The organism is Prosthecobacter fusiformis, assembly GCF_004364345.1.
Taxonomy (GTDB): domain Bacteria; phylum Verrucomicrobiota; class Verrucomicrobiia; order Verrucomicrobiales; family Verrucomicrobiaceae; genus Prosthecobacter; species Prosthecobacter fusiformis.
Map to the genome: position 1 here is coordinate 1 of NZ_SOCA01000018.1, position 18,930 is coordinate 18,930.

Below are 18,930 nucleotides of genomic sequence, written 5' to 3' on the forward strand. Positions count from 1 at the left end.
GGGGCTGGTGGGGTGCAGATCTGCACGGACGCTGCCACGGGCAGGGCGTGAGACGGGGGAGGAAGAGGGGGCGGGGGCGCGGGCGGGGCGCTGGGGGAGGGGCGGCGGGGTGTCGGGCTGCTGGGCTTTTTTAGCCTGCTCTTTCATTTGCTCGAAGACGTCGCGCACGGTGGACCAGGGGTCGGGGTGGACGGGGGGCGGGGCCTGGGGGTTGGGACGCTGAGGGCGCTGGGGACGGTTGGGCTGCTGGGACTGCTCCACCTGTTTGCGCCAGGCTTCTTCGCGGGCGGCGCGTTCTTCCGGGGTGGGGGAGGGGGTGCTGTCGCGGTTTTTTTCGGCGCTGCTTTGTTTGAGCAGGCCCCAGACCCACTGGATAAAGCCGGCGCCCATGGCGATGACGATGATGATGATCTGAATGGGATCAATCTCGGCGAGGATCATGGGGCAGTGTGGCATCATTCAAGGGGGCGCGCTACTACGATTCCGGCATGGCTTTCGAAGCTGGCGAGGTAGGCGGAGAGGGATTTATCCACCAAGACGCGTTTGTGGGTGTAGGAGGCGTGCATGAAGTGGAGGACGCCATCGGCGCTGCGGACGGCGAGGCCGACGTGGCTGCAATAGACGTGGGGCTTGTGGGTGACGATGCCAATGATGTCGCCATTTTGGAGGCGGGGCTCGATGGCGCGGACGGCGGTTTTGGGGAGGTAATGGAAGGGCTGGCGCTGGAGGCGGGCTTCGATCTCGGCCATGCCTGGGCGGAGGTCGGGGTTGTGTTTGAGGTAGCGGTAGCTTTTCCAGAGGACGGTCATTTCATCGATGCGGCGGCCTTCGAGGGGGACGGTGGGGCCGAGGCTGGCAGTGATGTTTTTGAGGTGGCCTCGTTTTTGGTTGTCGGTGAACCATTCGTCCAGGTAGTGGATGCGGTCGAGGTAGCTGCCGTGGCAGGTGCCGCTGCGGTAGCGGGTGATTTCGATCTGGTGGAGGAGGTCGGCAGGGGTGTAACGGTCTTTTTTGATGGCGAGCATGCGGGCGATGCCGAGGGCGATCTCGAAAAAGGTCCAGCAGTCCTGGCCGTCGAAGTTGGCGGAGGGGGATTCGATGTGGTCGTGGATCTCCAGGGTGTAGCCAACGTAGGGGGTGCCCTCCATGGCGAGGGCGGCGCGGGTGATGCGCTGGCCGATAGGGAGGCTGCGCCAGTCTTCACGGAGGGCGCGGTCGATGAGGCGGTGGAATTTTTTTTCGCCAATGAAGGTGAGGTTTTGCGGGAGGTGCTGGCCAGCGGGGAGGAGGCCGGGCAGGGAGCAGGTGGCGAGGGTGTGGAGGAGGGTGCGGCGGGTCATGGTGGCGAAGGTTGGATGCGGGGTTTATACTGTGATGGGTTTACCGCAGAGGAGGCGGAGGAGGCGGAGGAGGCGGAGGAGGCGGAGGAGGCGGAGGAGGCGGAGAATGGGGGATTTAGTGCGAGGGGCTTTTGGGGGGATGAGGGGGGTGGGATGGGAGGGTTTTTTTTTACAGGATTAACAGGATGGCAGGATTCACAGGATTTTTGGGAAGAGGATGGGGAATTTATAAACCACTGATGCTCAGGACTGGGGGGTGAATCGAGTGTTGCGCAGGTGGGCGGCAGGAGCCAGACTGGACTGCTGGAAAACAACCACCCTTTTCACATGTTACGCTGCGCCCTGTTCGCTGCTGCACTCGCCTTTATGAGTTTATCGCTGCCTGCTGCTGCTACTGTCACCACCCAGAGCTGGGGAAAGACGGCTGCGGGGGAGGATGTGGAGCTATTTACGCTGACGAATGAGGGGGGAATGGAGGTGCGGGTGATGACGTATGGGGGCATCCTGGTTTCTGTAAAGGTGCCGGACAAGGCGGGGGCGATGGCGGATGTGGTGCTGGGGTTTGACACGCTGGAGCCCTACCTAGGGAAGCATCCGCACTTCGGCTGCATCACGGGCCGGTATGCGAACCGCATCGGCGGGGCGGAGTTCGAGATCGACGGGGTGACGTATGAGGTGACGGCGAATTCGGGTAAAAACCACATTCACGGGGGGCGGGATGCGTTTGATAAGAAGGTGTGGCGCGGGGTGGTGCTGGAGGGCGGGGATGCGGTGGCGCTCACCTATACGAGTGCGGATGGTGAGGAGGGATTTCCCGGCAAGCTGGACTGTACGGTGACGTATCGCCTGACGAAGGAGAATGAGCTGGCCATCGAATACCAAGCGGTGACGGATAAGCCGACAGTGGTGAATCTGACGAACCACAGTTACTTCAATCTGGCGGGGGAGGGGAGCGGGGATGTGCTGGGGCATGAGCTGATGATCCCGGCGGAGACTTATACGGCGACGGATGATGCGCTGATCCCGACGGGGGAGATCGAGAGTGTGCTGGAGACGCCGCTGGATTTTACGGTGCCGCAGCTCATCGGCAGCCGCATCGGGGTGAACTTCAAGCCGCTGGTGCAGGGGAAGGGGTATGACCACAACTATGTGCTGGAGGGTGCGGGCCTGAAGCTGGCGGCGCGGGTGCGGGAGCCTGCCAGCGGGCGGGTGATGGAGGTGCGGACGACGGACCCTGCTGTGCAGCTTTATACGGGGAATCACCTGAAGGCCGTGATGGGCAAGGGTGGCCACGTTTATGAGTCCCGCCATGGATTCTGCCTGGAGACGCAAAAGTATCCGGACAGCCCGAATAAGCCACAGTTTCCCTCCGCCGTGGTGCGGCCTGGGGAGCCTTACGTGCATACGACGATCTTTAAATTTTCTGCTGAGTGACTGCCCCTGTACCCCTTCCTTTGATCCCTGTTGATATTCCTCCGGCTTTTGTGCAGGAGCAGGATTTTGCCGCGCGCCAGTATAAGGGGCGGCGGGATAATCAGGAGGATTATTATGCGTTCGCGGATGCGGCGGAGCTGACGGAGGCACCTTTGGAGACGCTGCTGCTGGTGGTGGGGGATGGGCTGGGGGCGCATGCGGGCGGCAGTGTGGCCAGCTACCTGGCGGTGAATGCCTTTGTGCGTGCTTTTCATGAGCACCCGGGGGATGCGAGCTGGCGGCTGCGGACGGCGCTGGATACGGCGAATGAGACGCTGGGCTACATCACGGAGCGGATGCCTTCGGTGGCGCCGCCGATGGGGACGACGATGCTGTCTGTGCTGGTGAGCCGCAAGGAGGTGCAGTGGATCAGTGTGGGGGATTCCCCGCTGTTTTTATACCGGCGGGGAAATCTGACGCGGCTGAATGCGGACCATTCCCTGACGCCGATGCTGGATGCGCAGGTGAAGGCGGGTACGATGACGGAGGATGAGGCGGCGCATCACCCGGGGCGGCATACTTTACAGAGTGCGCTGATGGGGCAGCCGATGGCGCTGATCGATTTCGCGGCGGATCCGATCAAGCTGCTGCAGGATGACATCATCATCGCGGCGAGTGACGGGATTTTTACGCTGAGTGAAAAGGCGCTGGTGGAGTTGCTCCACTTCGGGAAGAACACGACGGCGGATAAAATCGCGGATGCGATTATCTTTGCGATCCGGCGGATCAATTTCGACCGTCAGGACAATACGACGGTGGGGGTGGTGAAGGTGCCTTGAGGAGGGGCGCTGGGGGGGTTATGCTGGGATCGATTTAACCGCAGAGGGGCTGAGGGGCGGAGGATGCAGAGGCGGAGGGTGGGGGAGTTGAGAGGGTAGGAGGGCGGAGGGGGCTTCGAGGTGGCTTTCCGCTCAGGGACTGAGCGGGCTACTTTTTGGGGACTGAGCGGGACTTTTGGTTAGGCTTGGGGGACTTTTTTGCCGGTTTTTTTGGGGGTGGTGATGAAGGCTTCTTGGAGGTAAACGGGTTCCAGGGGGAGGCGGGTGAGGGGGGGGATGTCCTGAGGGGGGAGGGCGGCGGCGATGCGGGCGAGGGCGTGGGCATCGGGCGGGACGAGGGTGACTTGGGGGAGGGAGAGGGGGACTTTGCTATCGAAGCTGTACCATGGGCCGCCGGTGGTGGTGAGGGTGAGGGCGGTTTCGGCATCGATGATCTGGATGGGGCCTAACGAATGATGCGTCACGGCGGCGGTGTAGTACATGCCGCGCCGGGCATCGCCGAGGATGTGATAGGTATCCACGGGGGCGGTGGCGATGGAGGGCCAGCCGATGAGGGGCCAGCCGCGCGATAGGGCGATGCCCTGGGCGGCGGCGATGGCGATGCGGACGCCGGTGTAGGAGCCGGGGCCGGTGCCGATGACGATGAGGGCGGGCTCTGCGCCGATGGCATCGAGCGCCTGGCTGAGGGGGGGGAAGACTTGGGCGTTGTGGGAGCGCTCGGCAGTGAAGGCGGCTTCAAAGAGGAGGGTGCCATCCCGCAGGACTGCGATGACTCCACGGGTGGAGGAGAGGTCGAGGGCGAGGACGGTGCGGGGGTGGCTCATGATGCGGTGAGGGGGCCTTCCATCACCTGCCGGACGCCGGTGGGCAAGCTTGTGAATTGAAACCAGCGGGTGTGCGGCGGCAGGAGGTCGGGAAAGAGGTCTGCCCATTCGACGATGACGATGCCGGGTTCATCCAGGATGTCATCCCAGCCGACGCTGAGGACCTGCTGGGGGCTGTCCATGCGGTAGAGGTCGAAGTGGAAGATGGGGATGCGGCCGTCCAGGTATTCATGGACGAGGGTGAAGGTGGGGCTGGTGACGGCGGCGGTGGAGCCGAGGCCGCTGACGATGCCTTTGGTGACCTGGGTTTTGCCTGCGCCGAGGTGGCCGCAGAGGGCGATGATGCTGCCGGGGGCGAGGGTCTGCGCCAGTTCGCGGCCCCATTCCAGGGTGGCTTCAGGGGTGTGCAGGAGGACGGGGGCGGGCATGATGGATGCTTGGTGGAGGGAGGCGGGAAGCGGGAGGCGGGAGGCGGGAGGCGGGAGGCGGGAGGCGGGAGCAAAAGTCGGACGCGGCGCAGCGCGTCCCTACCAGGGGGATGGGTCAAGTTGGACGCGGGAAGTGGGAAGCGGGAAGTCGGGAGCAAAAGTCGGACGCGGCGCAGCGCGTCCCTACCAGGGGGGATGGGCTAACGAAAGTGCTCCCATCCGCCGGGGGTGGCAAGGGGGGCTGCGTGCTTTTCCACGAGGGTGCCGATGCGGGTGAGGGGCAGTTTAGGAAAGGCGGTGTGCCAGGCGGCGAGCTGCTTGCGGGGGGTGCGTGCGGAGATGGCGAGGAGGAGCTCGTAGTCTTCGCCATCGCCCCAGGCCTGTTCCGGGGTGCAGCCGGGGCTGCGGGGGAGGGATGGCAGGTCCACGCTGAAGCCGAGGCCGCTGGCGGCGGCGAGGCGGGGCAGGTCTTTGGCCAGGCCATCGCTGATGTCCATCATGGCGTGTACGGGAAGGTGGCGGCTGATCCAGTGCGCCTCCTGCATGCGGGGGTGAAAGCGCAGGTGCCTGCCGCGGATGGAGCCGCCGAGCCGCCCGGTGACGTACAGGGCATCGCCTGCGCGGGCGCGGTTTCTGGAAACCCACTTTTGGTTAGGCGCGGTGCCGGTCATGCTGACGGTGAGGATGAGCTGGCTGCCGGTGGAGGTCTCCCCGCCGACGATGTTGACGCCGAAGGATTCCGCCATGGCGCGCAGGCCGGCATAGACCTCCAGCACTCTTTTAACCGCGGTCTGCGGCGGGGCGATGAGCGTGATGAGGGCATGGCGCGGGGTGGCGGCCATGGCGGCGAAATCGCTAATGACGCGGGCCATGGCCTTGCGCCCGACGAGCCTGCCGGGGGTGTCTGGGGTGAAGTGTACGCCTTCCACCACGGTATCCGTTTTCAGCAGCAGGAGGTCCCGGCTGCCTTTCACCACGGCGCAGTCATCGCCAGGACCGGCGATGACGCTGGCATCCTGCTTCAACCCGCGAACGAGACGCCGGATGAGCTCGTCTTCACCGATGTCTGCCAGGGTTTCCATCACTTCATGTCGGGAAAGAGCAGCATCAGGGCGATGCTGGTGCCATTAAAAAAACCATGCATGAGCATGGGGACGGCGAGGCTGCCGGTGCGCTCATAAGCGGCGCAAAAGATGAGCGCGAGGAGCGCCAGGGGGATGAGGCTGCCCATGTGAAAGTGGACGACGGCAAAGAGCAGGGCGGAGCAGAGGGCGGCAAAGAAGCTGTCCGTGAAACGTTTGATGACGCCATAGATGAAGCCACGAAAGATGGTCTCCTCCACAATGGGGGCGATGACGACGGCGGCGATGACAAGGAGGGTCTTGGCCAGGGGATCATGGGAGCGGCGGAAGGCCTCCACGGAATCCTGCTGGCCCAGGTTTGGCCAAAATTCCTGCATCCAGACATTGATGCCTGCGGAGGCTCCCATGACGAGAAAGAAGGTGGGGAGCATGAAGACGAGGGCGGTGCCGACGATCTGCGCGGGCCGGAGCTGGGTGAGGCCGAAGATTTCCACGGGGTTCAGGTTCCGCAGGCCGCGCAGGTAAAAGAGCAGCACGGCACAGATCATGAGCTGGACCATGATGTTTAAAAACATGGAGCCGGCGCTGAGTTCCACGATGGACTCGGCTGCCTCCGCTGCGGGGGCATCTGCACTGCCGGGCACGGCCTGCTGGAGGCCGCCGAGGAGGAGGATGGAGATGGCGGCCACGACAATGGCATCCATGCTCAAGTAAGGGCGGGCATCCACACGGCCGCTCCAGTTCCAGCCGCTTTCCGGGCGTGTCTGGCGCACCCATTTGTAAGCGGCGATGCCGATCAAAAGGGCCAGCCAGACCAGGAGGGTGATATCGCGCAGTACTCCGGCAGTGGGGGCATCCATGGGAAAGGGAGAGAAACGGGGAGTCGCCTGGGGGCAGGATCAGTGCAGGAAGGAGCCGGGCAGGTAGTACATCATGCCGGGTTGCAGCTTTGGCAGCATGGCTCCGGTGAGGTCCAACTCCATCTTGGCGGGCGGGGTGGCTTTGGCGGAGGCCAGGCCCAGGGCGGTGAAGAGATTGGGCACGGACTGGTATTTCACCACGGTGGCATCGGGCGCGGCACCGAGCTCGCGGGCCAGGGCGTAGGCGTCTTCGATGTAGCCGATCTGGTCCACCAATTTGGCCTCCAGGGCCTGCCTGCCGGTGACGACGCGGCCATCGGCAACGGTGTTTCTCAGCACGTCTTTGGGGACGTTGCGGGCCTCCGAGACGATGCCGAGGAAGCGGTCATACATGGTGTCCACGAGGCCTTGGACATAGGCTTTTTCATCCTCACGCATGGGGCGGGAGCCGCTGAGGGTGTCCTTGAAGGCACCGCTGGTGAAGGTCTGTGAGCTGAGGCCGACCTTGCCGTAGAGCTCATGGTAATTGGTGGAGGCCATGATGACGCCGATGCTGGCGGTGAGGGTGGTTTCGCTGGCGATGACTTTGGTGGCCCCGCAGGCGACGTAGTAACCTCCGCTGGCGGCGACGGAGTCCATGTAAACAATGACGGGCTTTGCCTCGGCCGCTTTTTTCACGGCGGCATAGATGATGTCTGAGGCGGTGACCTCTCCGCCGGGGGAATTGACCCGCAGGACGATGGCCTTCACGCGGTCATCCGCGACGGCCTGCTCCAGGCTGTTTTTGAGGATGTCCACGCTGGGCAGGGCGCTCTGGAGAAAGCCGCCGGCCTCCATGGAACTGATGACGCCTTCGAGGTCCAGATGGACGATTTTTTCACTGGTGCCGGCGGTGCCTTCGACCTGGACTTTTTCGGTCATTTTTTCCTTGGGGGCGGCCATGCCGGGGATCTGGTCACCGACGAGGGCGACGAGTTGAACGACATTGAGGGAGACGCTGACGAGTAAAAACACGGCGAGCGCTACGAGAAGACAGCCATAGACAGTTCGATTCATGGGGAATCCTAGGCGGGACCGGAAGGCGGCGCAAAAGGAATGAGGGGAAGAATACGGGGGCTGGGGGTGGAGGGGATATGCCAGCAATTTAATTTTGCAGAGGCCCGTAACAATCAAAAATACATGTGCCTTCCAGCAGTGGATTGATAAGGGAATCTATATTAGCGTGCTTAAGTCTCGCCACTGTCATGAATCACAAATCTCTTTTTCACCTCACAATCCGTATCGCTGTTTTCGGTTGCTTATTGCATTCGCAAGCACGGGCAGCAGCTGGTGTTCTGGATAGCACGTTCAATGAAACAGGAAGCCTTACGACCTCCTTGTCTTTAAGTGTGGAGGGTGTAGATGAGGCAAATGATGTAGCTGTTCAAACGGACGGAAAGTTGGTGGTAGCTGGTTTTTGCCTGGGTTCGGGCGGCAATTTCGATTTTGCAGTGGTCAGATACAATGAGGATGGGAGTTTAGACGCAACTTTCGGCATAGATGGGAAAGTGATTACTAATCTCGGCAGTGACGATAGGGCGTACTGCATCGCGCTACAGCCAGATGGAAAGATTGTGGTTGGCGGAAGGTATGGAAATGTAAACGGGTCTGGCAGTATTGGAGTCGTGCGATACTTGACCAACGGAAGTCTGGACACAAGCTTCAGCGGGGATGGTATCGTCAATATCAGTTCGGGGGCAGAGGATGCTCGGAAACTTGTTATCCTGAGCGATGGAGAAATCTTGTTGGCTGGTGGGACTTCCAGCATGCTTGTACAACTGCAAAGCAATGGAACACTAGATACTTCTTTCAGCAGTGATGGAATCACCTATGCAGTTCTCGACAGCAGTCCCCGAATTCGAGACCTGAAAGTCCAGTCCGATGGAAAGATCTTAATTGCCGGTGCGGCACAGGTGCTCAGCAAAAATCGCTTCATGACGGCCCGATTGAATGCGGACGGAACCATGGATTCCAGCTTTGGTTCCCAAGGTAAGATCACCACGATGATAGGGACTACCAGTGCAGAGGGATCTGCGCTCGCTTTGCAATCCGATGGGAAAATAGTTGTGACTGGCACCGCACGCATTGGCAATAACGATGCAGTAGCTACGGTTCGATATCTAGCAGATGGTAGCCTGGATGAAGGCTTCGGAAGCGGCGGTATCTCTACAGTAAGTGTCGGCAACGGCCATAACTCAGGCAGCGATTTGCAGCTTACTGCCGATGGTAAAATTATGATAGGCGGGAGTGCATTTCTAAATGGGTTGCGTCATGCGGTCATGATACGGCTAAAAGCTGATGGCAGCATGGACGCTACCTTGGGTGGTGATGGTTATGTGATGACTCTGGTAGAAGAGTTGGAAATGTTTGTTTCGGCACTCGTCTCCTTAGATGATGACCGTTGGACCCTGGTCGGGTACTCTCTAACTGTTGAAGGACACAGAGATTTTGCGTTAGTTCGGTATTTGGTGGGGCCAGCTCAAATTAAAGTGATTGACGATGTGGATATCGTCGTGGAGAACAACGCAACGATTAATATGAAGGCCGTGGCTGCCGGTTACACCAGTGGCCGGACTTTTACAGTTTATAATATAGGCGGGGATGATCTCCAAATCTCATCTTCCACTGTGGTAGGGGCTGATTTCACAGTTGATAACCTTAGCAGTATGCTGGTTTTGCCGAACAGTAGTGCGAGCTTTGAGGTGACTTTTGCACCTGTCAGTGCCGAGTCCGGAACTCGCACAGCAACGCTCCAGATCGGAAGCAGCGCGCAGACAGCATCCACCTTTGAGATGGATCTGGTGGGTAAGGTTCTTTCAGCCGAGGAAGACACGGACGGTGATGGCCTTAACGACGTGTCAGAATTCAAATTTAGCGCACTTGGCTTTGACCCATTAATTACTCAAGCGGCTTTGGTTGCGGTGCTTTTTGATAACCTTCATGAAGCGAAACCTAATCTGAATGCAGCTGATTTTTATTCTACCTCCCAGGTGCAAGATCTGCATGCGAATGCCGCACTGAGGAGGAATTCGACAACTGGGGAAGTCACGCTGACGCTGGAAGTTCAAAAATCAACGAGTCTTGCCGCCTTTGAGACTTTGCCCCTGTCTGCACCAGCCGTGCTCTTTAATGAAGCTGGCCAGATTGAGTTTCGCTTTACGCCAAATGGTGATGCTGAATTTTTTCGGGTGGTTGCCCCGTAGCCAACAAGGCACCCTGCATAGAAATGGGCGTTATAGTCATCGGTTGGCTGCAGAGGGGCAGAGGAGGCGGAGATGGGGGGATGGCGGGAGGGGGCTTCGGGGTGGCTTTCCGCTCAGAGGACTGAGCGGGCTACTTTGAGGGGGCTTCGGGGTGGCTTTCCGCTCAGGGGACTGAGCGGGCTACTTTGAGGGGGCTTCGGGGTGGCTTTCCGCTCAGGGGACTGAGCGGGCTACTTTGAGGGGGCTTCGAGGTGGCTTTCTGCTCAGGGGACTGAGCGGGATACTTTTGAGGGTGCCGCAAAATCTGAAGAAGGGTATTCAAAGTCTGAATGAAAGGTGGTGGGGAATTCCGTTCAATGAGGCACAACCATGAACCGCCGACATTTCTTGCAATCCCTGGCCGCTGCGGCGGCTGCACCTGTGTGGGCTGCGCCTGCACCCTGGAAGCTGAATTACATGCTGGCCTCGGCTATGTATGGCAATCTGTCTCTGACGGAAATCCTGCCTGAGGTGAAAAAGACGGGGGCGACGGGTATCGAGCTCTGGCCGAAAAAGCATGGCACGCAGCGCGAAGAGATGGATGCGATCGGTCATGAAAAATTCGCGGAGATGCTGGCGGAGCAGGGGCTGACTTTTGGCGGCACCACGCGCTATGATCTGGGGCCCTTCGGCCTGACGGAGGAAATCGCGGTGCTGAAAAAGCTGGGCGGCAAGTTCATCGTCACGGGCGGCAAGGGCGAGTACAAGGTGACGCCGGAGCAGCTGAAGCTGAATGTGAAGGACTTTGTGGAACAGATGAAACCGCACGCGGCACTGGCGGCGGAAAACGGGGTGGAGATCGGCATCGAAAACCACATCAATAACATCATTGATACCCCGGACTCCCTGCTCTGGCTGGCGGATGAAATCCGTGATCTGCCGGGCATCGGCATCGCCCTGGCTCCGTATCACCTGCCGCAGGAGACGGCGCTACTGGCGGACCTGATCAAGCACATTGACCAGAAAATGACGCTGTTTTATGCCTGGGGCCATGGCATGGGCTGCATGAAGCCGATGCCGAAGGACGAGGAACTGCAGCAGATGCCTGGCCGGGGTGACCTGGACTGGAAGCCGCTGCTGCAGGCGCTGAAGGAGGTGAATTTCACCGGCCCGACGGAGATCTTCATGCACCCGACGCCACGCGGCATCCCCATCCTGCCCACGGCTGCTGAAACCACGGCTGAAATCGTGCGTGCACGCAAGCACCTCGACAGTCTTCTTTAAACAGGTTTTCAGGATTAACCAGTTTTAAAACCAGGGATGCCAAGTCCATCCATCTGTTTCTGAAATCCTGTTCATCTCATTAATTCGCAAATTTTGTTAGTCTGAAATAAACCGTTCCCCTCTACCCCTACCTATGCCTGAAGCCAAAGTCCTCCTCATCGTCGGTGATGCCACCGAGACCGTTGATACCCTGTATCCTTTTTTCCGCCTGATCGAAGGTGGTTATACCCCCGTCGTGGCCGCGCCGGAAAAACGGAAGTACCAGATGGTGCTCCATGAAATCAAACCGGGCTGGACGATCACGAAGGAGTGGGAAGGCTACAGCATCGATGCGGACATCGCCTTTAAGGACATCAATCCTGAAGAATACGTGGGCATCTTTTTCAGCGGTGGCCGGGCACCCGAATACATTCGTGAGGATGCGGACCTGCTGCGCATCACGAAGTGGTTTTGGGAGCAGAAGAAACCGTGCGCCAGTGTGTGCCATGGGGTGGAAATCCCAGCGCGGGCGGACATCGTGAAGGGGCTGCGCATGGCCACGGTGGCGAAGTGCAAATTCGACCTGGAAATCTGTGGCGGTATTTATGTGAATGAGCCGTGCGTGATCGACCAGCACATGTATTCCGGCCGGACGTATCATGACAGCGGCCATTTCATCGCGCCGTGGATCAAAGCGCTGGACGCGGAGCGTACGAAGATGGGGATCTAAAAAGCCCGGAAGCCAGAAACGCAAAATCCCGATCCATGAACCGACTTCAAAAGCTGCTGTCTCTCATCGCGCCTTTTGCGTTTCTGAGCGGTTCCGCCCAGGGGCATCCCCTACAGGCGGAGCCGATCAACCATGCGTATGTGTTTAACTTCGACCAGTTTAACCTGGAATCGGACCCGGACGAGCATGTGGTGGAGGGTGGTTTCCTGCTGCTGGCGGAGCTGAATTGTACGGCCTGCCACACGCCGCCGAAGGCGTGGGCGGACCGGCTTTCTGCCAAGCCGGGGCCGAACCTGGCGGGCGTGGGCTCGCGGCTGGATGCGGATACGCTGTGGCTGATGATCCGCAGCCCGCAACATCGCAAAAAGGGTACGCAGATGCCGGGTCTCTTTGCCGGTGCGGAGGGGGATGCGGAGAAGGTGGAGGCGCTGACGGAATACCTGAGCACGATGAAGGAGGTGGTCAAAAAGCTACCTGCGGGAGACATTGCCCGGGGGAAGGAGCTGTACCATAAGGTGGGCTGCGTGGCCTGCCATGAGCCCGCTACGGACTATCGCCCGGCGAAGCTGGCGGCGGATGCGGAGCCGGAAAAGCCGGGTCTGGGGTCCGTGCCGATCGCGCTGGCGGATGCGTATGATGTGAATGCACTGGCGGCTTTTCTCCAGGATCCGCTGGCGCACCGCCCGGCGGGGCGCATGCCGGACATGCGGCTAAGCGGGCAGGAGGCGGCGGACATCGCGGCCTATTTGCACACGGGTCGTGAGCCTGAGGTGGCGACGGCGCGTGCGGCATTAAAGATCGCGAAACAGGGCATCGAAAAAGGCCGGGAGGTCTTCACGCAAATGAACTGCGTGGCCTGCCATCAGGGTCTGGAAACGGCCAGCCCCATCCATGCGCCGACGAAGCCTGCGGCGACCAAGGCGCTGGCGCTGCTGAAGACGGATGGAGGCTGCCTGGCCGAGACGCAGCCGACGGGTATCCCACGCTATGATTTGAATGAACTGCAAAAGCGGGCGCTGCGCCTGGCTATCGCCGCGATCCAAAGACAGGATGCGCCGAAGCTGACGCCGGACCAGCGGGTGGACTGGCAGATGACGCGGCTGAATTGTTATGCCTGCCATGATCGTGATGGCAAAGGCGGGCCGGAGGATCCTCGAGCGCAGTATTTCACCTCCAACGATGGCAGTGCGGAGTCCCTGGGGGAGCTGGCGCACCTGCCGCCAAATTTGGACAATGTGGGCCGGAAGCTGACGGCGGTCTGGTTGAAAAAAGTGCTGTGGGGCCAGGGCGGCAGCGTGCGCCCGTATATGGATACACGCATGCCGAACTTTGGCCGGGCGCAGACGGAGATGCTGGTGGGCCTGCTGCCGAAGGCGGATAAGAGCGCGACGCCGGTGACCATCGATGTGAGCGGCCTGGGGAAACATCACCGTGCGGAAACGGGTCGCCAGCTCATCGGCGCGAAGGGACTGGCCTGCATCGCCTGTCATGGATTGAAGGATCGTAAGTCCCTGGGGCCACCGGTGATCCGGCTGACGCATACGGTGGAGCGGCTGCAGCCGGAGTACTTTAAGGAGCTGCTGCTGAATCCGCAGGCGACGCAGCCGGGCACGATGATGCCGCCGATGTTCATGGGCCGGAAGAAGGCGCAGACGGAGATCGAATCCCTGTGGATCTATTTGAAGGAGCTGGATGGCCAGCCGCTGCCGGAGGGGCTGCTTTCCACGGAGGACTTCGAGCTGAAGCCGGAGAAGGCGGGGCGGCCGATCATCTTTCGCAGCTTTATCGAAGGGGCGGGCACGCATGCCATCGGGGTGGGTTTCCCGCAGGGGCTTCACACTACCTTTGATGCGGTGCAGGTGCGCTTCACCCAGGTGTGGCGGGGTCGCTTCCTGGATGCGATGAGCAACTGGCAAAGCCGTGAGATGCTGCCTATCGCCCCGCTGGGCACGGACCTGAAGGCGCTGCCTGCGGCGACGGGGGCGCGTGTCTTTTCTGGCTATCGGTTGGATAAGGCCGGGGTGCCGACCTTCCTCTATACGGTGGATGGTCAGGCGGTGGAGGAAACGCTGCGCCCGGCGGCGGATGGGAAAGCTTTTGAACACGAAACGAAGATCAACGGCGAGATCACGAAGGAGGTGCTGACATGGTAACGAACTGGTATAAACTCACGCTGGGCAGCCTGCTGGTGGCCGCTTTATCCACGGCTGCTGCTGAGGAGCCGAATCCCTACTACCGCACGGTGACGTATGCGGTGCCGAAGGGGCTGAACCTGGAGGTGAGCGGGCTGGCCGTGCTGCCGGATGGGAAGCTGGCGGTGTCCCTGCGCCGGGGGGAGGTATGGATCATCCAAAACCCGCAGGCGGAGCCGGCGACGGTGGAGAAGCTGGGGTATAAACTCTTCGCCTCCGGTATGCATGAGCTGCTGGGCCTGACCTGGCATGAGGGGGCGCTGTATGTGACCCAGCGGTCCGAAGTGACGCGGCTGCGGGATACGGACGGAGACGGCACGGCCGATGAATACCTGACGGTGGGCCAGGGCTGGGGCGTCTCCGGCGCGTACCATGAGTATGCGTATGGGCCGGTCTTCGACCGTGAGGGGAATATGCACAATACGCTGAACTGCTCCATGGGTAAAAAGTGGCCGGGGGCAGGTCTAGAGGCGGAGCATACGCTGTGGCGCGGGTGGTCCGTGATCACGCCGAAAGGCAGCACGAAGGCCACGGGTTTCAGCGCGGGCTTCCGCAGCCCCTGCGGCATCGGCCTGAATGCGGAGGGGGACATTTTTGCCACGGATCAACAGGGTAACTGGATGCCGACGAATCCGCTGGTTCACATCCGTAAAGGCGCCTACTTCAGCCATGCGGAGGCGCTGGTGGATACGAAGCACCCGGATTCCCCCATCCGCCCGCATGAGGGCAAGCAGCCGGATGGTATCACGGTGGCGGAGGCGATGAAGCAGGTGCCGGATTACTGCCCGCCGGCCATCTGGTTCCCGTATGTGAAGCTGGGCCAGAGCCCGACGGGACTGCGCTGCGATGAGACGGGGGGGAAGTTTGGCCCCTTTGAAAAGCAGCTCTTCGTGGGGGAATTCGTCCTTTCCGGGGTGAACCGTGTGTTTTTGGAAAAGGTGGGCGGGGAGTATCAGGGGGCCTGTTTCCCTTTCATCAACGGCCTGCAGAGTGCGGTGCTGACGCTGAATTTCCTGAACGATGGGTCCATGGTGGTGGGGCAGTCCAACCGTGGCTGGAACAGCTATGGCAACCGGCCCTTTGGCATCCAGCGTCTGGTGCCGACAGGGAAGGTGCCGCTGGAGGTGCAGAAGCTGGAGGCGCTGAAGGATGGCTTCCGCTTCACCTTTACCCGGCCGGTGAAACCCGCGCCCTGGGCGCAGACGAAGGCACAGAGCTATACATACCTTTTCACTGCCAAGTATGGGAGTGCGGAGGTGGATGCGGCCCCGTTGAAGCTCAGCGGATACCAGCTTTCCAAAGATGGCCTGACGCTGACGGTGAAATGCGCCAACCTGCGCCCTGGGTATGTGCATGAATTTGAGCTGCCGGAGATCAACGGCAAAGACGGCGATCCGCTGTGGCACCGGCTTTCTGCCTATACGCTGAACCGGGTGCCGGATGCGTGAGGGGGGCAGGCACGTAGCTCGATTTTCCAAAATCGAGATGCCGCGAAGGCCATGCCCGGGTGCCTTATTCCTGATCCATGCTTTCGGCCATGGCGGTGGAAAGGTGGCCGCTAGGGCTAGCGACGCTCTCAATATTGGAATATTGAGGTACGGCTTGGCTGGCTTTGCGGGGGGCAGGCTTTTTGGGGGGTGTTTTATAGCGGATGAGGGCTTGAGAACGGTCTTGCGCGGGACGCACAAGACGGCACGCGAGACGCGTGCGCTCCATGGGGAGGATTTCGACTTGTAAGCAATTTGTGAGCGCGGGGTTTGGCGTTTGCGCGATGTGTTATAAATATTATAATTTGATCCCCTCATGCTTACCCGATTTCTTCTCTGGTCCATCCTTCTTGGCGTAGCCCTGGCGGGTGGTTTTAAGGCGCATCGGGAGGGGAAGCTGGTGGCGTGGAAGCTGTGGTTTGAGGAATGGGCGACGGGCCGGGACCAGGCGTATTCCGCAGTGCGCTTTCAGGTGGATCTTGTGGACCGGCTGAACTATGCGCGGATCGGCGCGAAGCAGCCGCTTTTACGCGTGGATGCGGATTTGGAAGCGTGGCTGGCGGTGGAATTTCCCAAAATGGCGCTGGAGGATGTGGACAGCATCACGCAAAAGATCCAGGCCTCGGTGCCGCGTTACCTGCGCATTTCGGTGTGCACGGCCAGTGGTCCCACGCTGCGGACGCTGCTGGAGCAGTTTCATGAATTTGGCCAGAAGACGGGCACGGAAATGACGCACCTGGCCTGTGCGGTGCGTCAGTCCAGAGGCGGGCTGGCCCAGCATGCGCTGCTGGTGGTGGGGCAGCGGCTGGATGACTTCAGCCCGGAGATCATCGCTACCACCCAGGAGGAGGCTTTTTTCAGCGTGTGCCCGCATTGTGAGCATCCGCACATCGTCCGTATCTCCCGCCAGCAGCACAGTCTGGGGCTGGAGTGCCCGCAGTGCCGGCGGACGTATGCGGTGGTGGCGGCGGATGCGGAGGGGAAATACCGGTATGTGAATGAATACCTGACGGGGTATGCGCCGCCGGCGGTCTTCGCCAAAGATCATTCCCGGGTGCACGAGCTCTTCACCATCTGGTCCGCCGTGCATGCGAACTGTGTTTATACGAAGGATCCAGGGGCGAGCAAGGAGGCCACGGATGCGTGGCAGACGAGCCTGGTGACGCAGCGGATGGGGCAGGGGGACTGTGAGGACTCGGCCATTTTCCTGTGTGACTGGCTGCTTTCCCGGGGATTCCAGGCGCGGGTGGCCCTGGGCCGGTATGGGGACATGGGTGGTCACGCCTGGGTGGTGGTGCGGCTGGATGATAAGGAATACCTGCTGGAATCGACGGAGGGGCGGCCGGACCCTTCGAATCCGCCCCTGGTGAGCCGGGTGGGCAGCCGGTATGTGCCGGAGATCATGTTTGACCGGTATGCGCTGTATGTGCGCAGCACGCCGGGGCAGGCCTGGAAGGGGGAGTATTGGTCCCCCAAAGTATGGAGCAAGGTGGAGCCGCGCAGCCTGCAGGACAGGATCGAAGCGGCGTCCCCGGCTGCGACGGGGGGGGCGTCTGGGGAGAAGGCTGCGATGCCGCGCGTGGCCCGCACCAGCAAGCCGAATCCGGCGGTGGCCCCCTTCATGGAGCTGGAGGAAATCCCCCAGGATGCGTCCATTTGGCAGATGCCTTTATCCATGGGCCAAGGGAAACCTGATGCCGAGGTGGGTCCCTGAGGTGATTCTGCCCAAAAGAGGCCCCAGGAATCTCGCATCGCGCGTATTTTGCCTTGAGCGTTTGCACGCTTGCAGCTAACTCGAAACAAGACAGAGGCGTGCAGCCACGTATCTTGACTTCTTCCCAATCGTTCACCCCCTTACCTATAAAAAAAAGCCATGGCAGTCGTCTCTAAAGGTCTCGAAGGAATCGTCGCAGCAGAAACCCGTCTCGGAGAAGTGAAAGGTGCGGAAGGCATCCTGTTTTACTGCGGATATGACATCAATGAACTGGCTGGCAAGGTCAGCTACGAAGAGGTGGTTTACCTGCTTTTCTACCAGAAGCTGCCGAACCGGGTGGAACTGGACAAACTGACCACCGCCCTGCGCGCTGAGCGTGAGCTGCCCCAGGGGGTCATCGACTACCTGCTGGCTGCACCGAAGAAGGCGAAGCCGATCGACATCATGCGCACGGCCGTCTCCATGCTGGGCAGCTATGAGATGAATCGCCACGATGTGAATGTGAGCGAGAATTTGGCCACGGCCATCCGCCTGGTCTCGCAGATCAGCGTCATCGCCGCTTACTTCCACCGCGCCCGCACGGGCAAGTCCCTGCCGCCGATCCGCAAGGACCTGAGCGAGGCCGCCCACTTTCTGTACCTGATGAGCGGGGAAGTGCCGTCCAAGGAAGCGGAAAAGACGCTGGATGTGGCCTATGTACTGCACGCGGAGCACGGCTTTAACGCCTCCACCTTCACGGCGCGTGTGGTGGCCTCCACCCTGAGCGATATGTATTCCGCCATCAGCGCTGCCATTGGTGCGCTGAAGGGGCCTCTGCATGGCGGTGCCAATGAAGGCGTGATTCACATGCTGGAAGAGATCGGCAGCCCGGATAAGGTGGACGCCTGGGTGGCGGACGCTCTGGCGCAGAAGAAGAAGATCATGGGCATCGGCCACCGTGTGTACAAGGTGCTGGACCCCCGCGCCCCGCATCTGCGTGAGATGGCCATCCAGCTCACCGCCCAGCTGGGCGAGGCGAAGTGGATCCAGATGTCTGAACGCATCGCCGAGATCATGCGCGAGCAGAAGGGCCTGAATGCGAACGTGGACTTCTACAGCGCCACCGTTTACTACAGCCTGGACATCCCGACGGACCTCTTCACCCCCATCTTTGCCATCGCCCGCATGAGCGGCTGGACCGCACACGTGCTGGAGCAGTGGAGCGAAAACCGCCTCTTCCGCCCCCTGAGCGAATACGTGGGCCGTCCCTATGGCCAGAAGGTGGTGCCGATCGACGAGCGCTAAGAGTGCCGAGGATGACCTCCTGAGATTCCGTGAGGGGTACCGCTCTGTGAGCGGTGCCCCTTTTGGTTTTGGGGGGATGGGGTGGGGTCCGGTGTGGCTGCGCCCGCCAGGGCGTGGAGTCGTGGCGGTTAGATTTCCTGGCCGGGGGCATCTCATGGTCACGCGAGCTGTTAGGGCCAATAAGGACCTTCTATGAAAAGCGGTGTTGCGCTCTGCGCTTTCACCGCACTCCGGGACGCTTCGCGGCTTTCGA

15 protein-coding genes and 1 pseudogene are annotated in these 18,930 nt (G+C 60.8%); 9 read left to right on the forward strand and 7 right to left on the reverse strand.

What is annotated here, in order from left to right; all coding sequences use genetic code 11:
- Together EI77_RS22370 and EI77_RS22375 are read right to left on the reverse strand one after the other, a co-directional pair.
- A pseudogene (locus EI77_RS22370) lies at positions 1 to 441 on the reverse strand (hypothetical protein); the annotation flags it as partial.
- Positions 442 to 455: 14 nt separating this feature from the next.
- Positions 456 to 1,340, reverse strand: a complete 885-nt coding sequence (locus EI77_RS22375) for an N-acetylmuramoyl-L-alanine amidase-like domain-containing protein (protein ID WP_133797546.1) — start codon at positions 1,338 to 1,340, stop codon at positions 456 to 458.
- 327 nt (positions 1,341 to 1,667) lie between these two features.
- Between EI77_RS22375 and EI77_RS22385 the strand changes: the two genes are divergently transcribed.
- Together EI77_RS22385 and EI77_RS22390 are read left to right on the forward strand one after the other, a co-directional pair.
- Positions 1,668 to 2,774: an aldose epimerase family protein gene (locus tag EI77_RS22385; RefSeq protein ID WP_243839020.1), complete on the forward strand. Its 1,107-nt coding sequence runs from the start codon at positions 1,668 to 1,670 to the stop codon at positions 2,772 to 2,774.
- Positions 2,775 to 2,794: 20 nt separating this feature from the next.
- Positions 2,795 to 3,592, forward strand: coding sequence for a PP2C family protein-serine/threonine phosphatase (locus EI77_RS22390; protein ID WP_166647446.1), 798 nt, complete (start codon positions 2,795 to 2,797; stop codon positions 3,590 to 3,592).
- 179 nt (positions 3,593 to 3,771) lie between these two features.
- Here the strand turns inward: EI77_RS22390 and tsaB are convergent, their stop codons facing one another.
- The 5 genes from tsaB to sppA form a co-directional block, all read right to left on the reverse strand.
- On the reverse strand, positions 3,772 to 4,416 hold the full coding sequence (gene tsaB / locus EI77_RS22395; RefSeq protein WP_166647447.1) for a tRNA (adenosine(37)-N6)-threonylcarbamoyltransferase complex dimerization subunit type 1 TsaB: 645 nt from the start codon (positions 4,414 to 4,416) through the stop codon (positions 3,772 to 3,774).
- Positions 4,413 to 4,844: a tRNA (adenosine(37)-N6)-threonylcarbamoyltransferase complex ATPase subunit type 1 TsaE gene (gene tsaE / locus EI77_RS22400; protein WP_133797549.1), complete on the reverse strand. Its 432-nt coding sequence runs from the start codon at positions 4,842 to 4,844 to the stop codon at positions 4,413 to 4,415. The genes tsaB and tsaE overlap by 4 nt, the downstream gene beginning before the upstream one ends.
- 200 nt (positions 4,845 to 5,044) lie before the next feature.
- Positions 5,045 to 5,926, reverse strand: coding sequence for a thiamine-phosphate kinase (locus EI77_RS22405; RefSeq protein ID WP_133797550.1), 882 nt, complete (start codon positions 5,924 to 5,926; stop codon positions 5,045 to 5,047).
- Positions 5,926 to 6,786, reverse strand: a complete 861-nt coding sequence (locus tag EI77_RS22410; protein WP_133797551.1) for a CPBP family intramembrane glutamic endopeptidase — start codon at positions 6,784 to 6,786, stop codon at positions 5,926 to 5,928. Before EI77_RS22410 ends, EI77_RS22405 begins: the two co-directional genes overlap by 1 nt.
- 39 nt (positions 6,787 to 6,825) lie before the next feature.
- On the reverse strand, positions 6,826 to 7,842 hold the full coding sequence (sppA, locus tag EI77_RS22415; protein WP_133797552.1) for a signal peptide peptidase SppA: 1,017 nt from the start codon (positions 7,840 to 7,842) through the stop codon (positions 6,826 to 6,828).
- 188 nt (positions 7,843 to 8,030) lie between these two features.
- Here sppA and EI77_RS22420 point away from each other — a divergent pair, with 188 nt between their 5' ends.
- The 7 genes from EI77_RS22420 to EI77_RS22450 all read left to right on the forward strand — a co-directional run bounded on the left by EI77_RS22420 (position 8,031) and on the right by EI77_RS22450 (position 18,677).
- Positions 8,031 to 10,028, forward strand: coding sequence for an Ig-like domain-containing protein (locus EI77_RS22420; protein ID WP_133797553.1), 1,998 nt, complete (start codon positions 8,031 to 8,033; stop codon positions 10,026 to 10,028).
- A 369-nt stretch (positions 10,029 to 10,397) separates the two neighbouring features.
- Positions 10,398 to 11,291, forward strand: coding sequence for a sugar phosphate isomerase/epimerase family protein (locus EI77_RS22425; RefSeq protein WP_133797554.1), 894 nt, complete (start codon positions 10,398 to 10,400; stop codon positions 11,289 to 11,291).
- Positions 11,292 to 11,424: 133 nt separating this feature from the next.
- Entirely contained in the window at positions 11,425 to 12,000 is a 576-nt protein-coding gene (locus tag EI77_RS22430; protein ID WP_133797555.1) for a DJ-1/PfpI family protein, read from the forward strand.
- Between the two features lie 35 nt (positions 12,001 to 12,035).
- The gene (locus EI77_RS22435; protein ID WP_133797556.1) at positions 12,036 to 14,153 is read left to right on the forward strand and encodes a c-type cytochrome; all 2,118 of its coding nucleotides are present in this window, start codon (positions 12,036 to 12,038) and stop codon (positions 14,151 to 14,153) included.
- Entirely contained in the window at positions 14,147 to 15,640 is a 1,494-nt protein-coding gene (locus tag EI77_RS22440) for a PQQ-dependent sugar dehydrogenase family protein (RefSeq protein ID WP_133797557.1), read from the forward strand. The genes EI77_RS22435 and EI77_RS22440 overlap by 7 nt, the downstream gene beginning before the upstream one ends.
- A 355-nt stretch (positions 15,641 to 15,995) precedes the next feature.
- The gene (locus EI77_RS22445) at positions 15,996 to 17,393 is read left to right on the forward strand and encodes a transglutaminase domain-containing protein (RefSeq protein WP_133797558.1); all 1,398 of its coding nucleotides are present in this window, start codon (positions 15,996 to 15,998) and stop codon (positions 17,391 to 17,393) included.
- 159 nt (positions 17,394 to 17,552) lie between these two features.
- Positions 17,553 to 18,677, forward strand: a complete 1,125-nt coding sequence (locus EI77_RS22450; protein ID WP_133797559.1) for a citrate synthase — start codon at positions 17,553 to 17,555, stop codon at positions 18,675 to 18,677.
- Positions 18,678 to 18,930: the final 253 nt, after the last annotated feature.

Coding starts and splice junctions, on each gene's coding strand:
- EI77_RS22375 (WP_133797546.1), bottom strand. CDS start 1,340: ATGACCCGCCGCACCCTCCTCCACACCCTCGCCACCTGCTCCCTGCCC.
- EI77_RS22385 (WP_243839020.1), top strand. CDS start 1,668: ATGTTACGCTGCGCCCTGTTCGCTGCTGCACTCGCCTTTATGAGTTTA.
- tsaB (WP_166647447.1), bottom strand. CDS start 4,416: ATGAGCCACCCCCGCACCGTCCTCGCCCTCGACCTCTCCTCCACCCGT.
- tsaE (WP_133797549.1), bottom strand. CDS start 4,844: ATGCCCGCCCCCGTCCTCCTGCACACCCCTGAAGCCACCCTGGAATGG.
- EI77_RS22405 (WP_133797550.1), bottom strand. CDS start 5,926: ATGGAAACCCTGGCAGACATCGGTGAAGACGAGCTCATCCGGCGTCTC.
- EI77_RS22410 (WP_133797551.1), bottom strand. CDS start 6,786: ATGGATGCCCCCACTGCCGGAGTACTGCGCGATATCACCCTCCTGGTC.
- sppA (WP_133797552.1), bottom strand. CDS start 7,842: ATGAATCGAACTGTCTATGGCTGTCTTCTCGTAGCGCTCGCCGTGTTT.
- EI77_RS22420 (WP_133797553.1), top strand. CDS start 8,031: ATGAATCACAAATCTCTTTTTCACCTCACAATCCGTATCGCTGTTTTC.
- EI77_RS22425 (WP_133797554.1), top strand. CDS start 10,398: ATGAACCGCCGACATTTCTTGCAATCCCTGGCCGCTGCGGCGGCTGCA.
- EI77_RS22430 (WP_133797555.1), top strand. CDS start 11,425: ATGCCTGAAGCCAAAGTCCTCCTCATCGTCGGTGATGCCACCGAGACC.
- EI77_RS22435 (WP_133797556.1), top strand. CDS start 12,036: ATGAACCGACTTCAAAAGCTGCTGTCTCTCATCGCGCCTTTTGCGTTT.
- EI77_RS22440 (WP_133797557.1), top strand. CDS start 14,147: ATGGTAACGAACTGGTATAAACTCACGCTGGGCAGCCTGCTGGTGGCC.
- EI77_RS22445 (WP_133797558.1), top strand. CDS start 15,996: ATGCTTACCCGATTTCTTCTCTGGTCCATCCTTCTTGGCGTAGCCCTG.
- EI77_RS22450 (WP_133797559.1), top strand. CDS start 17,553: ATGGCAGTCGTCTCTAAAGGTCTCGAAGGAATCGTCGCAGCAGAAACC.